The sequence below is a fragment of the Pseudoalteromonas holothuriae genome (assembly GCF_945859825.1).
GTDB classification, from domain to species: Bacteria; Pseudomonadota; Gammaproteobacteria; order Enterobacterales; family Alteromonadaceae; genus Pseudoalteromonas; species Pseudoalteromonas holothuriae.
Genome location: NZ_CAMAPC010000010.1, coordinates 1 through 15,488, shown reverse-complemented (window position 1 = coordinate 15,488; position 15,488 = coordinate 1). Strand labels below are relative to the sequence as shown.

Sequence of the window (15,488 nt, the reverse complement as noted above, 5' to 3'; positions counted from 1 at the left end):
TCGATATGTAAAATGGAAAAAGCCCAGCTAAACTGGGCTTTTACGTAAAAACGTTATCACTACTAGGTGATTATAAAACGTCTAATAGCTCAACATCGAATACAAGCGTTGAGAAAGGTGCTATTGCTGCACCTGCACCGCGTTCGCCATATGCAAGTTCATGTGGAACATATAAACGCCACTTTGATCCAGCAGGCATTAGCTGTAATGCTTCAGTCCAACCTTTGATCACGCCATTCACAGGGAACTCAGCAGGCTCACCACGATCATAAGAGCTATCAAATACAGTACCATTAACTAAAGTACCGTGATAATGAACACGCACTTTTGAATCAGCAGTTGGTTTTGCACCTTCACCTGTTGTTATTACTTCATATTGAAGACCTGATTCAGTTACCGTGATTTCAGCGCGCTTAGCATTTTCTTCCAAAAACGCAACGCCTTCTGCTGAAAGTACTTTTGATTCTTCTTCGCGACGAGCTTGAATTTCTGTGTTTATTTTTTCAAAGGCAGCTTGGATCTCAGGGATCTCAACTCGGAACGCATCGCCTGCGTATGCGTCTTTCATTCCCTCAAATACTGAGTGCAGGTTTAAGCCTTCAAAAGGATTTGCTTTAAGTTGCTCACCCATTTGTAAGCCAATTCCGTAGCTTGCTTTTTCAGCATCTGTATTAAATAAATCTGACATAAATTAATTCACTTTCGTTTCTATTATAAGACGCGGGCAGTGTACCATAGCAAATGATGAGTTTAAACGCGTTCAAGACGCATTATCTGCTTACTGAGCTTTGAACTTTTGCACAATAAATGTCGCTAAAGGTAAACTTAGCGCCAGCCCTAACCCAAGTTCAACGCTATATTGAACAAGCCGCTGCGTGTAATAATAACCAAAACCTGCAATACCAACCAAACTGACTGTAACAGATGCTAACATCGGCCAATAAGTTTCATATTTGGTAATTAAATGTCCAACTAATAAGTTAAAAATAAAAATCAGCCCGAGTGTTTTTAATAATGTTGGATATTGTTGACCGTCAATGGCTAAGCGCAGGGCCATTTCTAAGCCACTCAAGTAGAAAAATCCAAATACAATCCATAAACTTGCGTGTTTAACTACTGTTGCTGACATCACTGCCTCCAAACGAAAAAAACCGCCAATAAGGCGGTTTTGGGAATGAGGTGGCGGAGAGATAGGGATTTGAACCCTAGAAGGGCTACAAACCCTTGCCGGTTTTCAAGACCGGTGCTTTCGACCACTCAGCCATCTCTCCGTTGTTGGCGCGCATATTAGTGGTTTTACTTGTAGCTGTAAAGTACTAACTTAACTTTTTTGTATATTTCAATAATATTGCTTAGGCCTTTTCGCAAACCAAGCACATATCAAACTAAGTAATAAACCTGAGACGAACAATACACTACCCTTAACAACAGTAATCGCCACTTCATTTGCAGGTATTAGTGCATTTAGTAATAATGGAGTAAAAGAAACACTAACAACTAAAAATAGTATCTTAAATGCTCTAAAAAACTCGAAGCGTTTCATGTAATTCATCCAGATAGCAATAGACAATACTAATAAGCAAGGAACGACAAAACCAAGTAACTGCTGTTTGGTTAAACTTAGAATATAGCCACTCAGTAAACCGCCAAGTGCGCTCCATATTAACCAGATCCACCAGCGCTCTCGCTCTTTTAAAAACAAATTGCCCATGTCCATCACTATTATTGTTATTTGAGACACAATTAGCCTAACAAATATTCACTGCTAAACACAACCATACGAAAGCATGACATTTGGTTGCAAATGCAACAAAAAAGCCGCAGTAATTGCTGCGGCTTCATGTTACTTTTTAACGTATATTACAAACTACGCTGACTTTTTTCTCTGAGCTGCTTTTTGAGCTTGTTTTGCTTCTTTTCGTTGACGTAGAACTTCTTGAGCTTCATGCCCTATGTGTCCCTCGCCACGAGCTTGCGCAAGCTCCATCTGTTTTTGACGCTCTGCAAAGCGAGCACGCTGCTCATCTGTCAGTGAATCATGGCAATGGTGACAAGATACACCTTCCATATACTCATCTAATTGCATCTCTTGCTCTGTAATAGGCATACGACATGCGTGGCATTGCTCGTACGACCCTTTTTGTAAATCATGATCAACCGCAACGCGATTATCAAATACAAAGCACTCGCCTTCCCATAAAGACTCTTCTTTAGGGACATCTTCTAGATACTTTAAAATACCACCCTCTAAGTGGTATACCTCATCAAAGCCCTGCTCTTTCATGTAGGCCGTTGATTTTTCACAGCGAATACCACCAGTACAAAACATAGCTACTTTTTTATGTTTACTTGGGTCTAGGTTTTCTTGTGCCCACTGGGGGAATTCTCGGAATGTTTTTGTATTAGGGTCTATCGCATGCTTGAACGTACCAATTTCAATTTCATAATCATTACGCGTATCAACCACGACTACGTCTGGGTTTGAAATCAATTCGTTCCATTGCTGTGGTTTTATATAACTACCAACTACTTGGAGTGGATCAATACCCTCTATCCCCATTGTCACTATTTCTTTTTTCAGCTTTACTTTAGTGCGGTAAAACGGACAAGTTTCATCGTAAGACTCTTTATAAACAATATTATCTAAACCTGGCTGCTTATCTAACCAAGCCAATAATTGATCAATACCTTCTCGCGTTCCAGCAACAGTGCCGTTAATGCCCTCAGCAGCAAGCAATAAAGTACCTCTTACTTCATTTTGCTCCATCACATCATGTAAAGGTTGGCGAATTTTTTCAAAGTTTGGCAGCGACACAAATTTGTACATGGCGCAAACCACAAATGGCTTAGACATAAAGTAATTCCTAATTTTCAGCTTTAAACTTCGCATTTGATGCTTATCATCAACATCAAGCGCATATAAACCGAACCGTAAATCCGGCGCTAGGGCGCGTATTTTACGTATTTTTACGATAATTGCAAAAACCAGAGACACAAATCACTTTATTGCTATCAGTACAGTACATAGCTTTGCTATAATGGCTGGCTACTGTCCGTTTAAGTTTTGGAGAAAAACGCTTTGCACTTTACCGAATTAGGCATAGAAACCCGCCTAGAAAAACAACTTGCCCATCAGGGGATCACGACACCAACCGAGATCCAAAGCCAAGCAGTTCCAACGGCAATTGCCGGGCACGATGTATTTGCACAATCTAAAACGGGTTCAGGTAAAACGCTAGCATTTTTGCTGCCTGCGGTGCATCGCGTAATGAAACAAAAAGCCCTTAGTAAGCGTGATCCTCGTGTACTTATCATTGCACCAACTCGCGAACTAGCAACCCAAGTTTTTACACAATGTCGACTTTTAATTGCCGGTACAAGCATCAGCGTAGTGAAGGTGCTTGGTGGTGAAAATTTCAATGATCAAGTTAAAGCTCTACGCAAGGACCCACAAATTGTAATTGGTACGCCTGGTCGCATAGGAGATCATCTCGCACAGCGTTCACTTCAGCTTGCTGGGTTAGAACTTTTAGTATTTGATGAAGCTGACCGCATGCTTGATTTAGGTTTTGCTGAACAGCTAAACAAAATCAATGACGAAGCAAACCATAGATTACGTCAGACTTTATTGTTCTCCGCCACACTTGATCACGCACAAGTTGAAGTGACTTCACGTAATTTATTACGAACGCCGAAAAAAATTATTTTAAGCGATGCGCATCAACAGCATGGCGATATTCAACAAACCCTATTTTTTGCAGACCATTTAGATCACAAAGATGCTTTATTAACCCATTTTGTCACTCAAAAAGACGTTGGCCAATGCATTATTTTTACCGCCACTCGTACCGACACGGTACGTATTAGCCAGCAACTGTCTGAGCTTGGCATCAAAGCAACTGCTTTGGCTGGCGATTTGGCGCAAAATAAACGCTTAGACATTATGGATGCCTTTAGCCGTGGTTTATTTAAAGTGTTGGTGACCACCGACGTCGCATCACGTGGATTAGATTTGTTAAGTGTTACTCACGTGATTAATTTTGACTTACCTAAACAAGCTGAAGAGTATGTACACAGAATTGGTCGTACAGGTCGTGCTGGATTTAAAGGCACTGCTATTTCATTAGTAGGTCCAAAAGATTGGAATAGCTTTGTTGCAATTAAAAATTATCTAAATGATAAGCTAGAGTTTGCGACAGTAGAGGGTTTAGAGGCTAAGTTTAAAGGCTTTAGACCTGCTAAACCTAAAGTAGCAAAGCCTATCGAGAAAAAACCTGCCGCTAAAAAGCCACTTAAAAAAGTCACAAAATCCAAAGCTAAAGTTAAAAAAGCCATCCCTGCTCCTTTTAACATAGATGGCAATACCCCACTTCGTCGCAAACCAAAACCAACTGAGGAATAAACATGTTAGGTCGTATTGAAACATTAATGATCAGTGAAATTTGCGCTGAAGGTGCCTATTTAAATGGTAATGAGTTAGGTGAAGTATTTTTACCTTCTGCTGAACTTGAAGAACATCTAGAAGCAGGCGACAGCGCACAAGTCTTTATTTATCAAGATTCACAAGGTCACCCCACAGCAACCACCAAAACGCCGGTTGCCCAAGTTGGTGAGTTTGCACTGTTGCGTGTAAAAGCACTGTCGACTGTCGGTGCGTTTATGGATATAGGCATCGATAAAGATGTGTTAGCACCGTTCAATGAACAAAAGCCAAAAATGCAAGAAGGTCGCAGCTATTTAGTCAAACTCTACCTAGATAATGCAAGCCAACGCATATGTGCCTCTAGCAACCTCAATAAGTTCGTGAATAAAACAGAACCAAGCTATGAGAAACTCCAAGAAGTACGGCTTATCGTCGCTGCTAAAACTGACATTGGCTACAAAGTAATTATCAATGAACAGCACTTTGGCGTGGTGTTTTTTAACACTGTTTTTAAGCGCATGTTTGTAGGTCAAAAACTAACGGGCTTCGTAAAATCTATACGCGAAGATGGTAAAATTGACGTCGTACTTGAAAAGCCAGGCATGGAAAAAGTGACTGGCTTAGGCGAGCAAATTTTACAAGCCCTTCAAGATAATGGCGGACATCTTCCTTTAGGGGATAAGTCTGATCCAGAACAAATTAAAAAAGCCTTTGCCACCAGCAAAGCAAATTTTAAAAAAGCCATTGGCGGCCTTTTTAAACAAGGCAAAATTAACATTGAAGCTAAATCAATTTCTTTAAAAGAGTAGCGCAATCTTATATAAGCAATGCTTAGATATTAAGTATTGCTTATGTCATTTCCACACATTATTAGCTTCCTTCTTAAAAAGAGATAACGTACTTGTACGATATTTGACAGTCATTGGGTATATCTATTTATTATAATTGAGTTATACAGAACTATATCAATTCGCTTAATTAAGTGAGTTACTTTGAGGCAATGAAACCTGATCGATAGCAACACTCTTGCTAAGGTAACTAAATCAATATAGGCAAGGCAGACATTTTGCTATTTAGTTGTCCTTAATGAATCCAATTTACTTTTTTACATTGTTCAAAATACGTTCGCGAGTTTACCCTGTTATTTACCACCCTCTAAGTCGCAATCAAACAGACTAAAATGTATAACTAAACTGAAAGCGTAAATTTCTGGGAGCTTGTGGGTATTTTACTGGAGATGTACCACGCCCATTGCTGTGAAAATACTCTTCATCAAATACGTTCTCAATATACACGCCATATGAGTAGCGCTTGGTCTGCTTAAAAATATGCATATTGAGTGTTGCCCAAGATTCGACTTTTTCAATACCGGTATCACCGGTATTGAGTAGATTAGCCTCGGTATAAGTTGCGGCCCAGTGATCAACAAACCCAGCTATTCGCCACGAATCGGTAAGCCGATAAACCAACCCGAGTTTTATTTTATATTTTGGTACATTCAAAACTTGCCGTTGTGCCCCAATCTCTTCATCATCAGGTTTCACATAACGGTAGCTAAACTGCCCTTGCCAATTATTCATTTGAAACTTTAATTGGTTTTCAAAGCCATAAATACTATGCTTGCCGGTAATACGAGTTTGCCAAATACCCTGTATTGGGTCGAGTATTTTTTCATAGAAGTTTTCCGCTTTCATATGATAAAGCGCTGCAATATTTGCAAACTGAATATCATTGTAAATAAAACTTTTACTCCAATTCAATTCTGTCATTTTCATGGTTTGCGACTCAAGTTCATCATCTACAACCAAATCAAATTCAAATATTGTTGGCGGTCTAAATGCCTCACCATAAGTCAATTTGACAGCTTGAGTGTCGTCATTTTGATACACCACACTGGCGCGCGGCAGGTAGGCTGAATTAGTAAAGTCTTGCTGATTATATCTAAGCCCTGTGCTTAGTTTCAGGCTTTTATTATCCCAATTCAATGTCTTTGAGTATTGCCCATATAACGCATGTTTTTTTGATTTTTCTTTTTCTTTAGCCCACTCAGCTGGCGTAAATAATGTAATCTGCCCATCGATTTCTCGATATTTCACTTTCCTGCCAATAACTGTACGCCAGCCATCATAGCCAAAAATCACATCCGACTGTTCACTTATTTGATACTGCCACTGCGTATTCAACCTCACCCGGTCTGAAGGGCCAATGTCTTCTCGCTCATTATATTGAATGAGGTCTTGGTAGCGACTTGCCCCCTCAGGCACAATCGTCGTGAGCCTATCTTTCTCTTTGTATTCTCGAAAGTAGCTCAGCTCCACAGTACCTTGCCATTTAGGACTTACTGTAATCGCTTTGCCCACATAATAGTTCTCATAACCTCTTCTAGAATCATCGCCTGTTACATAGTCATAGGCTACCGCCTCTATACCACTCACATTCTTTGCCCTACTAACATTAGCGCCCATATACACATCTTGATAACTTAGCTTGCCATCAAGGGTATAGTTTTGTTCATCATTTCTAAATGCTTCTGGGTCTAAGTTTCTCAATGGATCTTTACTACTGCGACTAAATTCAGATGTATTCATGACAAACTCTTTCACTTGAGTATAATCTTGCTTACTTTCAAAATAACTCGCGCTTAGCGACATAGATAAATCATTTTCTTTGTGGTTCAGTAGCAGATGTGCGTGCCGAGTACCGACTTCACCACCAAGTAGAAATAACTCATTGTCTTGCTGCTCAAGGCGTGTAATTACGTTTATAACGCCCTGAGTCGCATTGCCGCCATATAATGTGGAGTTTGGCCCCTGAAGTACTTCTACTCGCTCAATTCTCGCTGCTGGGAAGTTATTCATAATAAACGCTTCATTGGCGAGTAGATTTTGAACTTCTCTGCCATCAATTAACATCAAGGTACCGGACATATTACCTGTAAATCCGCGTTGTCCCCCAGGTAACCAGCTCCATTGATAGAAATAGTCCATATTTGGAATACTCGCTAATATTTCTTTTAAGTCTCGCCAACCATAGCTTTCTATGTCAGCTCGACTCACAACGTATACCGTGCCCGATGAAGATAACCAAGGTTCACTCTTTTTTGCAGCAACTGATACTTCTAACTCTAATAGCTCCTCAAATGCTAATGAAAACAGCGAGCCTTGCTCAACACTTTGAGTTTGTGCGTTAGAAAAACCCACATAGATAACAGCTATTACTGAAATACAACGAAAATTCATAAAGTATTAATTCGATGACGTATTTTGAAAAAAAGTATAGTACAAATTTTAATAGTCGATAGTCTATATAAACAGCCAGAATCAACTTGGTTAAATATAACAACCTAACGCAGAAACCCTAGACAGTGTAGAACTTAAGGTCGAGTTGCTTTATTACAACTACAAGATATTGCTGAATGCATGTTATTTAAATGAGCAGATTCTCTTAAGCTTCAGGGCCATAACTTTAGATATGAAGTAGATTTGAATTCACTTAAATACCTTTCTTATCGTGATCGGAGTGACTCTCATTGTGACAGCGTTTTTCACAACGGGATAATATTAATGCACGCTGCTCATTACTGGCACTTCCCCATGCCAATATTTCATCTAACGTGCGATAACACCCTAAACAAATATCATGTTCGTCTAAACAACAATTGCGTACACATGGCGAAGTGATTGGTATGGTAGATTTAGTTTCTCTATTATTCATGTGTCTTCCTCTGAAATTAAATATAAGAGATCGACAAGAAACCGACAAGTTTTGTCTGTTCGATATAAAAAAGCTAAAAGACTTTTTTATATCGTCAACTGGCGTTGTTTCTAAATCATGGAACTTCTCAAGCTTAGTGCGATCTGATCATCAAACTCACTAGCCCAACGATTAACATGAAAAAGAAAATCAGAAATTGGTCACAATACAGTCGCGCTTTAATACTGTTCTGCACAACTAATTCAGGACACTTTTCTTAAGGAACTTTGCTCATACTCTACTGGCGACAGATCATCATTAGTTATATGAAGTCGTTCTAAGTTGTAATAGCGCATATACGCCGTTACATCATTTCTCATATGCTCACGAGTTGGCTGTGGTACTTTCAACAACCAATCATGTTTTAAACTGCCGAAGAATCGTTCAACAACCGCATTATACCAACACGCACCGACATCACCCATGCTAGTTCTTATGCCATAGTTAGCTAACAGTTTACGATAATGTTTGCTGGTATATTGTGACCCTCTGTCAGAGTGAAATACTAAGCCTTTTGGTGGCTGACGTAAGTTATAAGCTTTCATCATTGCCTTGCTTACCAAATCAGTCGTCATGCGTTTATCAATATGCCAACCCACAATACGACGAGAATATAAGTCCATGACAATGGCTAAATACATCCAGCCTTCGCCAGTTCTCAAATACGTTACATCAGCAGCCCACACCTGATTGGGTGCAACAAGGTTAAAGTTCTGGTTCAGCAGATTATCTGCAACGGCATCACTGTGTTTACGTTTGGTTATTACCTTGTAAGCCACTCGTTGAGTCACTACTAGACCAAGTGTTGCCATTAATTTCTGAACGCCATAATCACTGACGTTAAAGCCCTCACTGCGTAGTTTCTTTCTAAGCTCTCGGTAGCCTAAGCTATTTCTGCTTTTCACAAAGAAGTGCCTTGTCTTTCGATATAAATTAAGCTGCTCTACAGTAATAACCTTTGCTGGTCGTTTAAGCCAAGCATAATAAGCACTGCGGCTTACTTTCATCACTTTGCAGAGCTTAACTACAGGAAACACCGAAGATAACTGCTTAATCGTTTTAAACGTTACTTGGTTTCCTTTAGCAAGAGGGCGCTGGCCTTTTTAAGATTTCTTTTTCCATCCTAAGTTCTTTATTTTCCTTGCGTAACCTTAAAAGCTCAGCTCGCTCATCAGCACTTAAACTGGCTCCAGATTGCTCAGCTTCAACCTTGGTTTTCCAGTTATAAAGTAATTTATCAGTAATACCTAAAGACGCTGCTGCCTTGGGTACGCTGTAACCTTGCTCGGTTACTAATGCCACAACTTCTTGTTTAAATTCTGCTGTGTAACTTCTGTTTGTTCGTTTTGTCATTTAACACCTCAATAATTGGATTATATTCCATTATTAAAGTGTCCTGCTTGATTAAAGCAGCTCATAATTATAAAGCCAATGATTTGAGCCACTTTATTTATTATCCACGCATCATATCAGCTAATCGATGTGCTCTATGTCCAACCTGACAAGCCCAACGGCTGTCAAGCATTTCAACTGCTGCTTTATCGTAATCTTTAATATCTAGTGCTGCACACATACGCTTAAACTTGAATAACCCTGCCATGCCTAAGTTAAAACCCATATCAACCAATACCCGGCCTATATCGTCTAGTTCTGAAAACCCTTTAAAACGTCGGCTAAGCTCAGCATAAGTGTTTTTTATATCATAAGCCTCTATCTTCTAGGTTACGACCCACGCCTATTGTTAATTTACCGCCAAGACATGTGTAGGCAGTATGTTTTTTACATTCATATATGGTAAGTGATGCACTTTCTTAGCAAGCAAACCAACAGTGCCATTGGTTTGCTTGTTTATCAGTACTCTATTTATTGAGTATCTAACCTGCTGTAAGCTCATCCATTATGTGCTGAATGCTACCATCATTTTTCATACCTTCGAGCATACCAAGTAACTCCGGCCTTACTCTGCCAATGCTGCCTGCAATTTGTATTTCTTTTTCTTCGGCTGGAATGGGCGCTTGCATAGTCTGCATTAACGTTGACATAAAATCAGCATCCCACCAATAATTTACCGAAACAGACAATGTCTCTGTTTGCACTGCATGAGCCCAACCAAAAGGAATATACAGTGCCTGACCAGCTTCAAGATAATGCTCATATACCGGTAAGTTCTCCAGCATTTTCTCAGCATCACCACGGCAGTTTGAATGATCAATTGAGCTTTGGCGGTTGTATAACCCACCCATCGGATTGAGACTTAAACGTTCATAATTGTTCGGCGACCATACTAGAACTTTCTTCCTTCCCATTAACTGTAGCAATAAGTTATCACCCATGTCGTAGTGGATTGGAGTTATGTTTCCAGGGCTGCTGAGCCAAAAGTTCTTAGAACTCACATTGCCACCAGGTATATAACGAGTAATATCAATGGCATCTGGAAGGTAAGTCAACAAAAATTCATGCCCTTGATAAATATAGTATTTTTCATGCTTGCTATGAAAGTAACTTCCGAACTCCCCTTTCATTCTTTGCATACACTCCTTCAGAGTCATTGATTTCCAAGAATGATTCTTTTGGCCTTCAGGCATGGTCCCACCTGGAAAGGTCCCGTCAGCAGAGACATATACTTCGACTTTCTCGTGCCCCATTTTACCGTCGTGCAAAATAGAGATCAGATTGTCACACTCTTTGCTTACCGTAGGGTTTTCAAAAATAAAAGGTTTGAAACCTTGCTGCTCAAAAACATCTACTGACATTTCAGTTACAACAGAAAGCGCTTGTCTAGGAGAAGCCCAATCATAGAAACAATTCAATTTTTTCATATAAATTACATCCTTTGCGTGACGGCAAAGCACATATTCGCTTCGCTCATCCATTAAAACTTTCTTAGCTTATAGTTAGTTTACTTCGCCCGACTGAAGTTGGGCTTTACTTGTTTCAACTTGAAAAACAAAAATAATATTGTTATCCATGTATTACGGCGTAAGGAACTGGCTGTCGGTAATCCTTTAATAATCTTGATCGCTTCTTTTCTATTCTCTCCAGGGCCATTGAGACGATAAAAGTTAGATAGGTGGCATCCAAATATCATTTTGTAGGTCAATTGGGGCTCAAATAAGAAGTTCACTTTAGGTCTGCACCCGATCAAGCTTGAAAGTGACTTCATATAGTCGTGGTAATCAACCAAACTAGTTAAAGCAGGGCTATCTTTAAAGTGCTTGCTTTCTATCTCTTTATCTTTATTAATTTCCGCATGCAAGACCTGACCTTTTGGCAATGCTCTTTCACCAGAAAGTAACTGCGCCAAATAGCGCGCTTGCATTTCAGAAATAGAAGGAACACCTCCTTGTGAAGGGCGAGCCCACCCGATAAATGCTAAATTTTCACCTATTTCTGGATGAAACATATGTTTATAGAGATCTCGGAAATCGCGGGGCTGCACGATAGAATCGAGAATAGAAAATTCTTGTCGATATCCTGTATTAAAAATTATCACATCGGCTTTAATACTTGTGCCATCCATTAGCTCAACGGCGCCCTTTGTAATATTTTTGATTTCGGACTTAATCGCTTTTAAATTCCCGTTTGCTATATCATCAAGAAAAACATCATTTTTAGTCAAAAACCGATTCATAAAACCAGGGCTATCAAGCTGCCACTGGTATTGTATCTTCTCTTTTTTAGACAACTTGCGCTTTGTTAAAAGCAAAGACTTAGCTTTCAAGCGCATAAATGCATTCATTCCTTTACGGCCCAAAGCACTAAACGCCAAAGAAGTGTAGGCATCATTGGTCTCATCATTTATCCAACGTGCCACTATTGATGGTTTGGACCGCATCAAAACTGAGCAATCATCAGCGACATTTGCAATATCATGGATTATATCAGCGCTAGACTCTCCAGCCCCAACACATACAACACGCTTACCTGCAAATCGGCTAGGCTCAGTATAATCAGCAGTATGTAATATGTCCCCCTGAAAGTTTACTGCTCCAGCTACTTCAGGCATATAAGGGACTCGGTTAGTGCCTGTACAAATTACGACAGCATCAAACTGCATAGAGGCCACTTTTTCGAGCTCTGTTTGCACTTGTACGTTATAACTACTCCCAATTTTGTCAATATGTTGCACCCGAGTATTGAGTAAAACACTTTCAGAGAGCTCAAAGTGTTCAACATAACGATCTAGATATGACAGGTACTCATTCGCAGACCAGTATCGCCTTTTCTTCTTTACATCAATGGGAAAGCCAGAATATGCCATGAAGAAATTCGACACAGTCAAAAGCAATGAATCATATACCTTACTAGACTTAGCGTCTGCGCAGAAACTCCCTCCAACAGATGAAGACGCTTCAAAACAAGTTACTTGATGCCCCTTTTCTTTCAACTCTTTAACTGTACACAAACCAGACAAGCCAGCCCCAACAACGCATACTTTTTTACTTACCATTATTTTTATTTCCTTCTAATTCAGCAACTTAATTCATACTACTTGATAGCTAAGCCATCAAGGTTAAATCCTCTAGAACTTTGCCAATGGCAAGTTTGAGAGCGTCACCTTCCAACAATTCTTCATGGCAAGCAGGCACTCGAGTAAAGTCAACATAGCCTTGTATTCTTTCGCGCCAAGACGCTTCATATCTATCTTTTTCGGGTTTATTTTTTGAAACAATAATATCGGTTCGAGCAACCCCATCTAACCTAACTACAGGCCTTTCAGCGCTAAAATAATCTGTCCCAGCTTGCAGAATCAGCTTATTAAACTTGAAGCTCTCAAAAATATCCTTACCTGAGGTCTGTAAGTATTCTGCACACATATCAATAGCGATTTGCTCTGTTACACTTTCTTCAATCTGTAACTTCACTTGTTTCAACTCTTGTTCAGATAAGCAGTCGAAAGTTAATTGCTCAACGAAGTAAAACAATGATTGCTTGCACGTCAACTTCATACCCTCGAAAGGAACTTCCGAGTCTAAATTCATGTAATATTCAACAGCATCACCTTGCTGTTGTATTAAGTGAATTAGGTAGAAAGCTATTAATCCACCTGCTGACCACCCCATAATTCGATATGGTCCTTTGGGCTGAACAGCCCTAATATCATTTAAATATAATTGAGCCAACTCTAACATTGAGTTGAACCTAAACTCCTCACCAGCAATACAAGGTGATTGAATGCCGTACACCGTTGCATGTTCTCTCAAAACATGAGCCAATTCTTTATAAGGGTCTACATGTCCTAATATTGGGTGAATTGCGAATATTTTTGCCGCAGTCTGACTGTGGTTCAAGTTTACAACCGTGGAAGTATGCGACTTCTTTGCCTTCCTTTTTTCATCAATAGATCTTGCGATTTGTTGAATATTTTTACCTTGATATAGATCCTGTATTTCTAAACTAGGAATGTTGCTTTCTACCAACTTCTTAACTAATGGTAATATCAACAGCGAATGACCACCTAAGTCGAAAAAGTTGTCAGTAATTCCTAGCTGTTCAACTCCCAATACGTCTTTCCATATGTTACACAATGACCTTTCTATCTCTGTTGTCGGCTCAACTCGAGAATTTTTCTGAAACGCCTGGCTAGGCGCTGGTAGCGTAGCACGATCAATTTTACCATTAGGAGTCAAAGGTAAACGCTGAAGTAAGATGAATGCCGCCGGTACCATGTAAGAAGGAACATCCCGAGCGAGACGATCCCTAAGTGAGTCAACAAAGCTTCGTAACCTATCCTCGTCTGCATTTATTTGAACCGCGTCGGTGTGAGTAACATAAGCGACTAAACACTGAGCCCCCCCTTCCAAACTAGAAGCAACAACAGTGACATTTTCAATATCACTGTATGAAAGTAGCTGCTGCTCAATTTCACCAAGCTCAATGCGAAAACCTCGAATTTTAACCTGATAATCAGTACGTCCAATGTATTTTAGATTCCCATTAGGTAAATAGCGTACGATATCACCTGTCTTATAAAGACGCTTAAAACTATTTGCGTCACCGCTGTTGTAATAAGGGTTATCTATGAACTTATCCGCGGTTAATTCAGGGTCATTCAAATACCCTCTGGCAACCCCGGCACCACTTATATATAACTCCCCCGTTGCACCGAAAGGAGCTAGAGACATGTTGTTGAGTACGTAGCATTGTGTATTAGCTATGGGTTTGCCAATGCTCATGCTTCCCGCATATATACGTGTAACGAAGGTTGAATAGGTTGTATCTTCAGATGGACCATATAAGTCATTTACAGTCATGAAACCTGCATCATACAACTTATCTACAAGATGCTGTTTTAGAGGTTCACCCGCTAAATTGATCACCTTATTATCAAAACACAATCCTGATACATTAAGTAGTGACTCAGCAGCCGACGGTACAGTATTGATTAAGGTCAAACATTCGGAGTTAACTAAGTTAGGTAACTCCAGAATGTTCTGAACAATTACAACTTCTCCACCTACTAACAACGGAGCAAAACACTCAAAGACAGAAAGGTCGAAACAAATTGAAGTGGATGCGAGGACGCACTTGAGCTTATCTGGCCCATAGCACTGATGTGCCCAACTCAAAAGAGCAACGGTATTACAGTGTTCAACCATCACCCCTTTTGGCTTTCCGGTTGACCCTGAAGTATAAATCACATATGCAAGATGAGTGGACTCTAATCCTTCAATCTTACGGTTCTGTGTCTCACATTGCTGTAGCTGCGTAACAATGTCCTGGCTATCTAAGTCCACCCGTTGTGCTGCTGTGATTGGGATATCTGTATCAATCGCCTCATGCGTGACAATCGTCGTGAGCTTTGCATCCTCAATCATGTACTCCAAACGTGCTGACGGGTATGCTGGATCTAGCGGCACATACGCCCCCCCTGCTTTTAGAATACCGAGAATACCTACTACCATCTCCATGGAGCGCTCTACGCAGATCCCCACTAAACTGTCCGGGCCCACCTGCCGCGTTGTCACCAAGTAATCGCTTAATTGGTTCGCCCTAGTATTTAATTCGCTGTAGCTCAGTGACTCTCCTTCAAATACAACCGCTGTTGCATCCGGAGTCTTCTCTACTTGCGCTTCAAACAAGGTGTGGATCAACGCATCCTGTGGGTATGCACACGCTGTGTCATTAAGACCATGCACTAGGTGATTAATTTCACCGTCCGATAGCATTGGCAGCTGCGACAAAGGACGCGCTCCCCACTCCACCATGCTGCTTAATAGTCGCTCTAAATGCGCCTGTAACTGATGGATACGCGCTGCTTTAAATAAGTCGGTGTCATACACCCAGTTAACGGTTATCTCTGCATTTTCTT

General features: G+C 40.2%; 13 protein-coding genes and 1 tRNA gene. 2 read left to right on the top strand and 12 right to left on the bottom strand.

The genetic code is table 11. The annotated features are described in order from the left end of the window. Window positions 1-70: 70 nt before the first annotated feature. From OCI93_RS13000 to trhO, 5 genes are all read right to left on the bottom strand, one after another. Entirely contained in the window at window positions 71-688 is a 618-nt protein-coding gene (locus OCI93_RS13000) for an FKBP-type peptidyl-prolyl cis-trans isomerase (protein ID WP_261593446.1), read from the bottom strand. Window positions 689-778: 90 nt separating this feature from the next. Further along, the gene (locus OCI93_RS12995; RefSeq protein WP_261593445.1) at window positions 779-1,129 is read right to left on the bottom strand and encodes a hypothetical protein; all 351 of its coding nucleotides are present in this window, start codon (window positions 1,127-1,129) and stop codon (window positions 779-781) included. Between the two features lie 51 nt (window positions 1,130-1,180). After that, window positions 1,181-1,271 (bottom strand) — tRNA-Ser (locus tag OCI93_RS12990). A 68-nt stretch (window positions 1,272-1,339) separates the two neighbouring features. Next, a complete protein-coding gene (locus OCI93_RS12985; RefSeq protein WP_261593444.1) occupies window positions 1,340-1,741 on the bottom strand; it encodes a hypothetical protein in 402 nt (133 codons plus the stop codon). A gap of 126 nt (window positions 1,742-1,867) precedes the next feature. Continuing rightward, window positions 1,868-2,854: an oxygen-dependent tRNA uridine(34) hydroxylase TrhO gene (trhO, locus tag OCI93_RS12980; RefSeq protein ID WP_261593443.1), complete on the bottom strand. Its 987-nt coding sequence runs from the start codon at window positions 2,852-2,854 to the stop codon at window positions 1,868-1,870. A gap of 225 nt (window positions 2,855-3,079) precedes the next feature. Between trhO and OCI93_RS12975 the strand changes: the two genes are divergently transcribed. Together OCI93_RS12975 and OCI93_RS12970 are read left to right on the top strand one after the other, a co-directional pair. Next, the gene (locus tag OCI93_RS12975) at window positions 3,080-4,402 is read left to right on the top strand and encodes a DEAD/DEAH box helicase (RefSeq protein ID WP_261593442.1); all 1,323 of its coding nucleotides are present in this window, start codon (window positions 3,080-3,082) and stop codon (window positions 4,400-4,402) included. Next, a complete protein-coding gene (locus OCI93_RS12970) occupies window positions 4,399-5,232 on the top strand; it encodes a CvfB family protein (RefSeq protein WP_261593589.1) in 834 nt (277 codons plus the stop codon). The genes OCI93_RS12975 and OCI93_RS12970 overlap by 4 nt, the downstream gene beginning before the upstream one ends. A 366-nt stretch (window positions 5,233-5,598) precedes the next feature. On the opposite strand, the gene OCI93_RS12965 is transcribed toward OCI93_RS12970, so the two are convergent. From OCI93_RS12965 to OCI93_RS12935, 7 genes are all read right to left on the bottom strand, one after another. After that, on the bottom strand, window positions 5,599-7,662 hold the full coding sequence (locus OCI93_RS12965) for a TonB-dependent receptor plug domain-containing protein (RefSeq protein ID WP_261593440.1): 2,064 nt from the start codon (window positions 7,660-7,662) through the stop codon (window positions 5,599-5,601). A 253-nt stretch (window positions 7,663-7,915) separates the two neighbouring features. Then, entirely contained in the window at window positions 7,916-8,137 is a 222-nt protein-coding gene (locus tag OCI93_RS12960; protein WP_261593439.1) for a DUF1289 domain-containing protein, read from the bottom strand. A 242-nt stretch (window positions 8,138-8,379) separates the two neighbouring features. Next, window positions 8,380-9,529, bottom strand: a protein-coding gene (locus tag OCI93_RS12955; protein WP_261626570.1) for an IS3 family transposase whose coding sequence is annotated in 2 segments (ribosomal slippage) — window positions 8,380-9,280 and window positions 9,279-9,529 — 1,152 coding nt in all. Because the reading frame shifts where the segments join, the coding sequence is not laid out codon by codon here. Between the two features lie 100 nt (window positions 9,530-9,629). After that, window positions 9,630-9,794 carry a lysozyme family protein gene (locus OCI93_RS12950; protein WP_261626569.1) on the bottom strand — a complete coding sequence of 55 codons (165 nt, stop codon included), beginning with the start codon at window positions 9,792-9,794 and terminating at the stop codon, window positions 9,630-9,632. A gap of 256 nt (window positions 9,795-10,050) precedes the next feature. Next, entirely contained in the window at window positions 10,051-11,049 is a 999-nt protein-coding gene (locus OCI93_RS12945) for a cupin-like domain-containing protein (protein WP_261593436.1), read from the bottom strand. Window positions 11,050-11,075: 26 nt separating this feature from the next. After that, window positions 11,076-12,626: a flavin-containing monooxygenase gene (locus tag OCI93_RS12940; RefSeq protein WP_261626568.1), complete on the bottom strand. Its 1,551-nt coding sequence runs from the start codon at window positions 12,624-12,626 to the stop codon at window positions 11,076-11,078. A gap of 49 nt (window positions 12,627-12,675) precedes the next feature. After that, the coding region (locus OCI93_RS12935) for a non-ribosomal peptide synthetase (protein ID WP_261626567.1) at window positions 12,676-15,488 on the bottom strand (2,813 nt) is incomplete at its 5' end.

Coding starts and splice junctions, on each gene's coding strand:
- OCI93_RS13000 (WP_261593446.1), bottom strand. CDS start 688: ATGTCAGATTTATTTAATACAGATGCTGAAAAAGCAAGCTACGGAATT.
- OCI93_RS12995 (WP_261593445.1), bottom strand. CDS start 1,129: ATGTCAGCAACAGTAGTTAAACACGCAAGTTTATGGATTGTATTTGGA.
- trhO (WP_261593443.1), bottom strand. CDS start 2,854: ATGTCTAAGCCATTTGTGGTTTGCGCCATGTACAAATTTGTGTCGCTG.
- OCI93_RS12965 (WP_261593440.1), bottom strand. CDS start 7,662: ATGAATTTTCGTTGTATTTCAGTAATAGCTGTTATCTATGTGGGTTTT.
- OCI93_RS12960 (WP_261593439.1), bottom strand. CDS start 8,137: ATGAATAATAGAGAAACTAAATCTACCATACCAATCACTTCGCCATGT.
- OCI93_RS12950 (WP_261626569.1), bottom strand. CDS start 9,794: ATGGGTTTTAACTTAGGCATGGCAGGGTTATTCAAGTTTAAGCGTATG.
- OCI93_RS12945 (WP_261593436.1), bottom strand. CDS start 11,049: ATGGATGAGCGAAGCGAATATGTGCTTTGCCGTCACGCAAAGGATGTA.
- OCI93_RS12940 (WP_261626568.1), bottom strand. CDS start 12,626: ATGGTAAGTAAAAAAGTATGCGTTGTTGGGGCTGGCTTGTCTGGTTTG.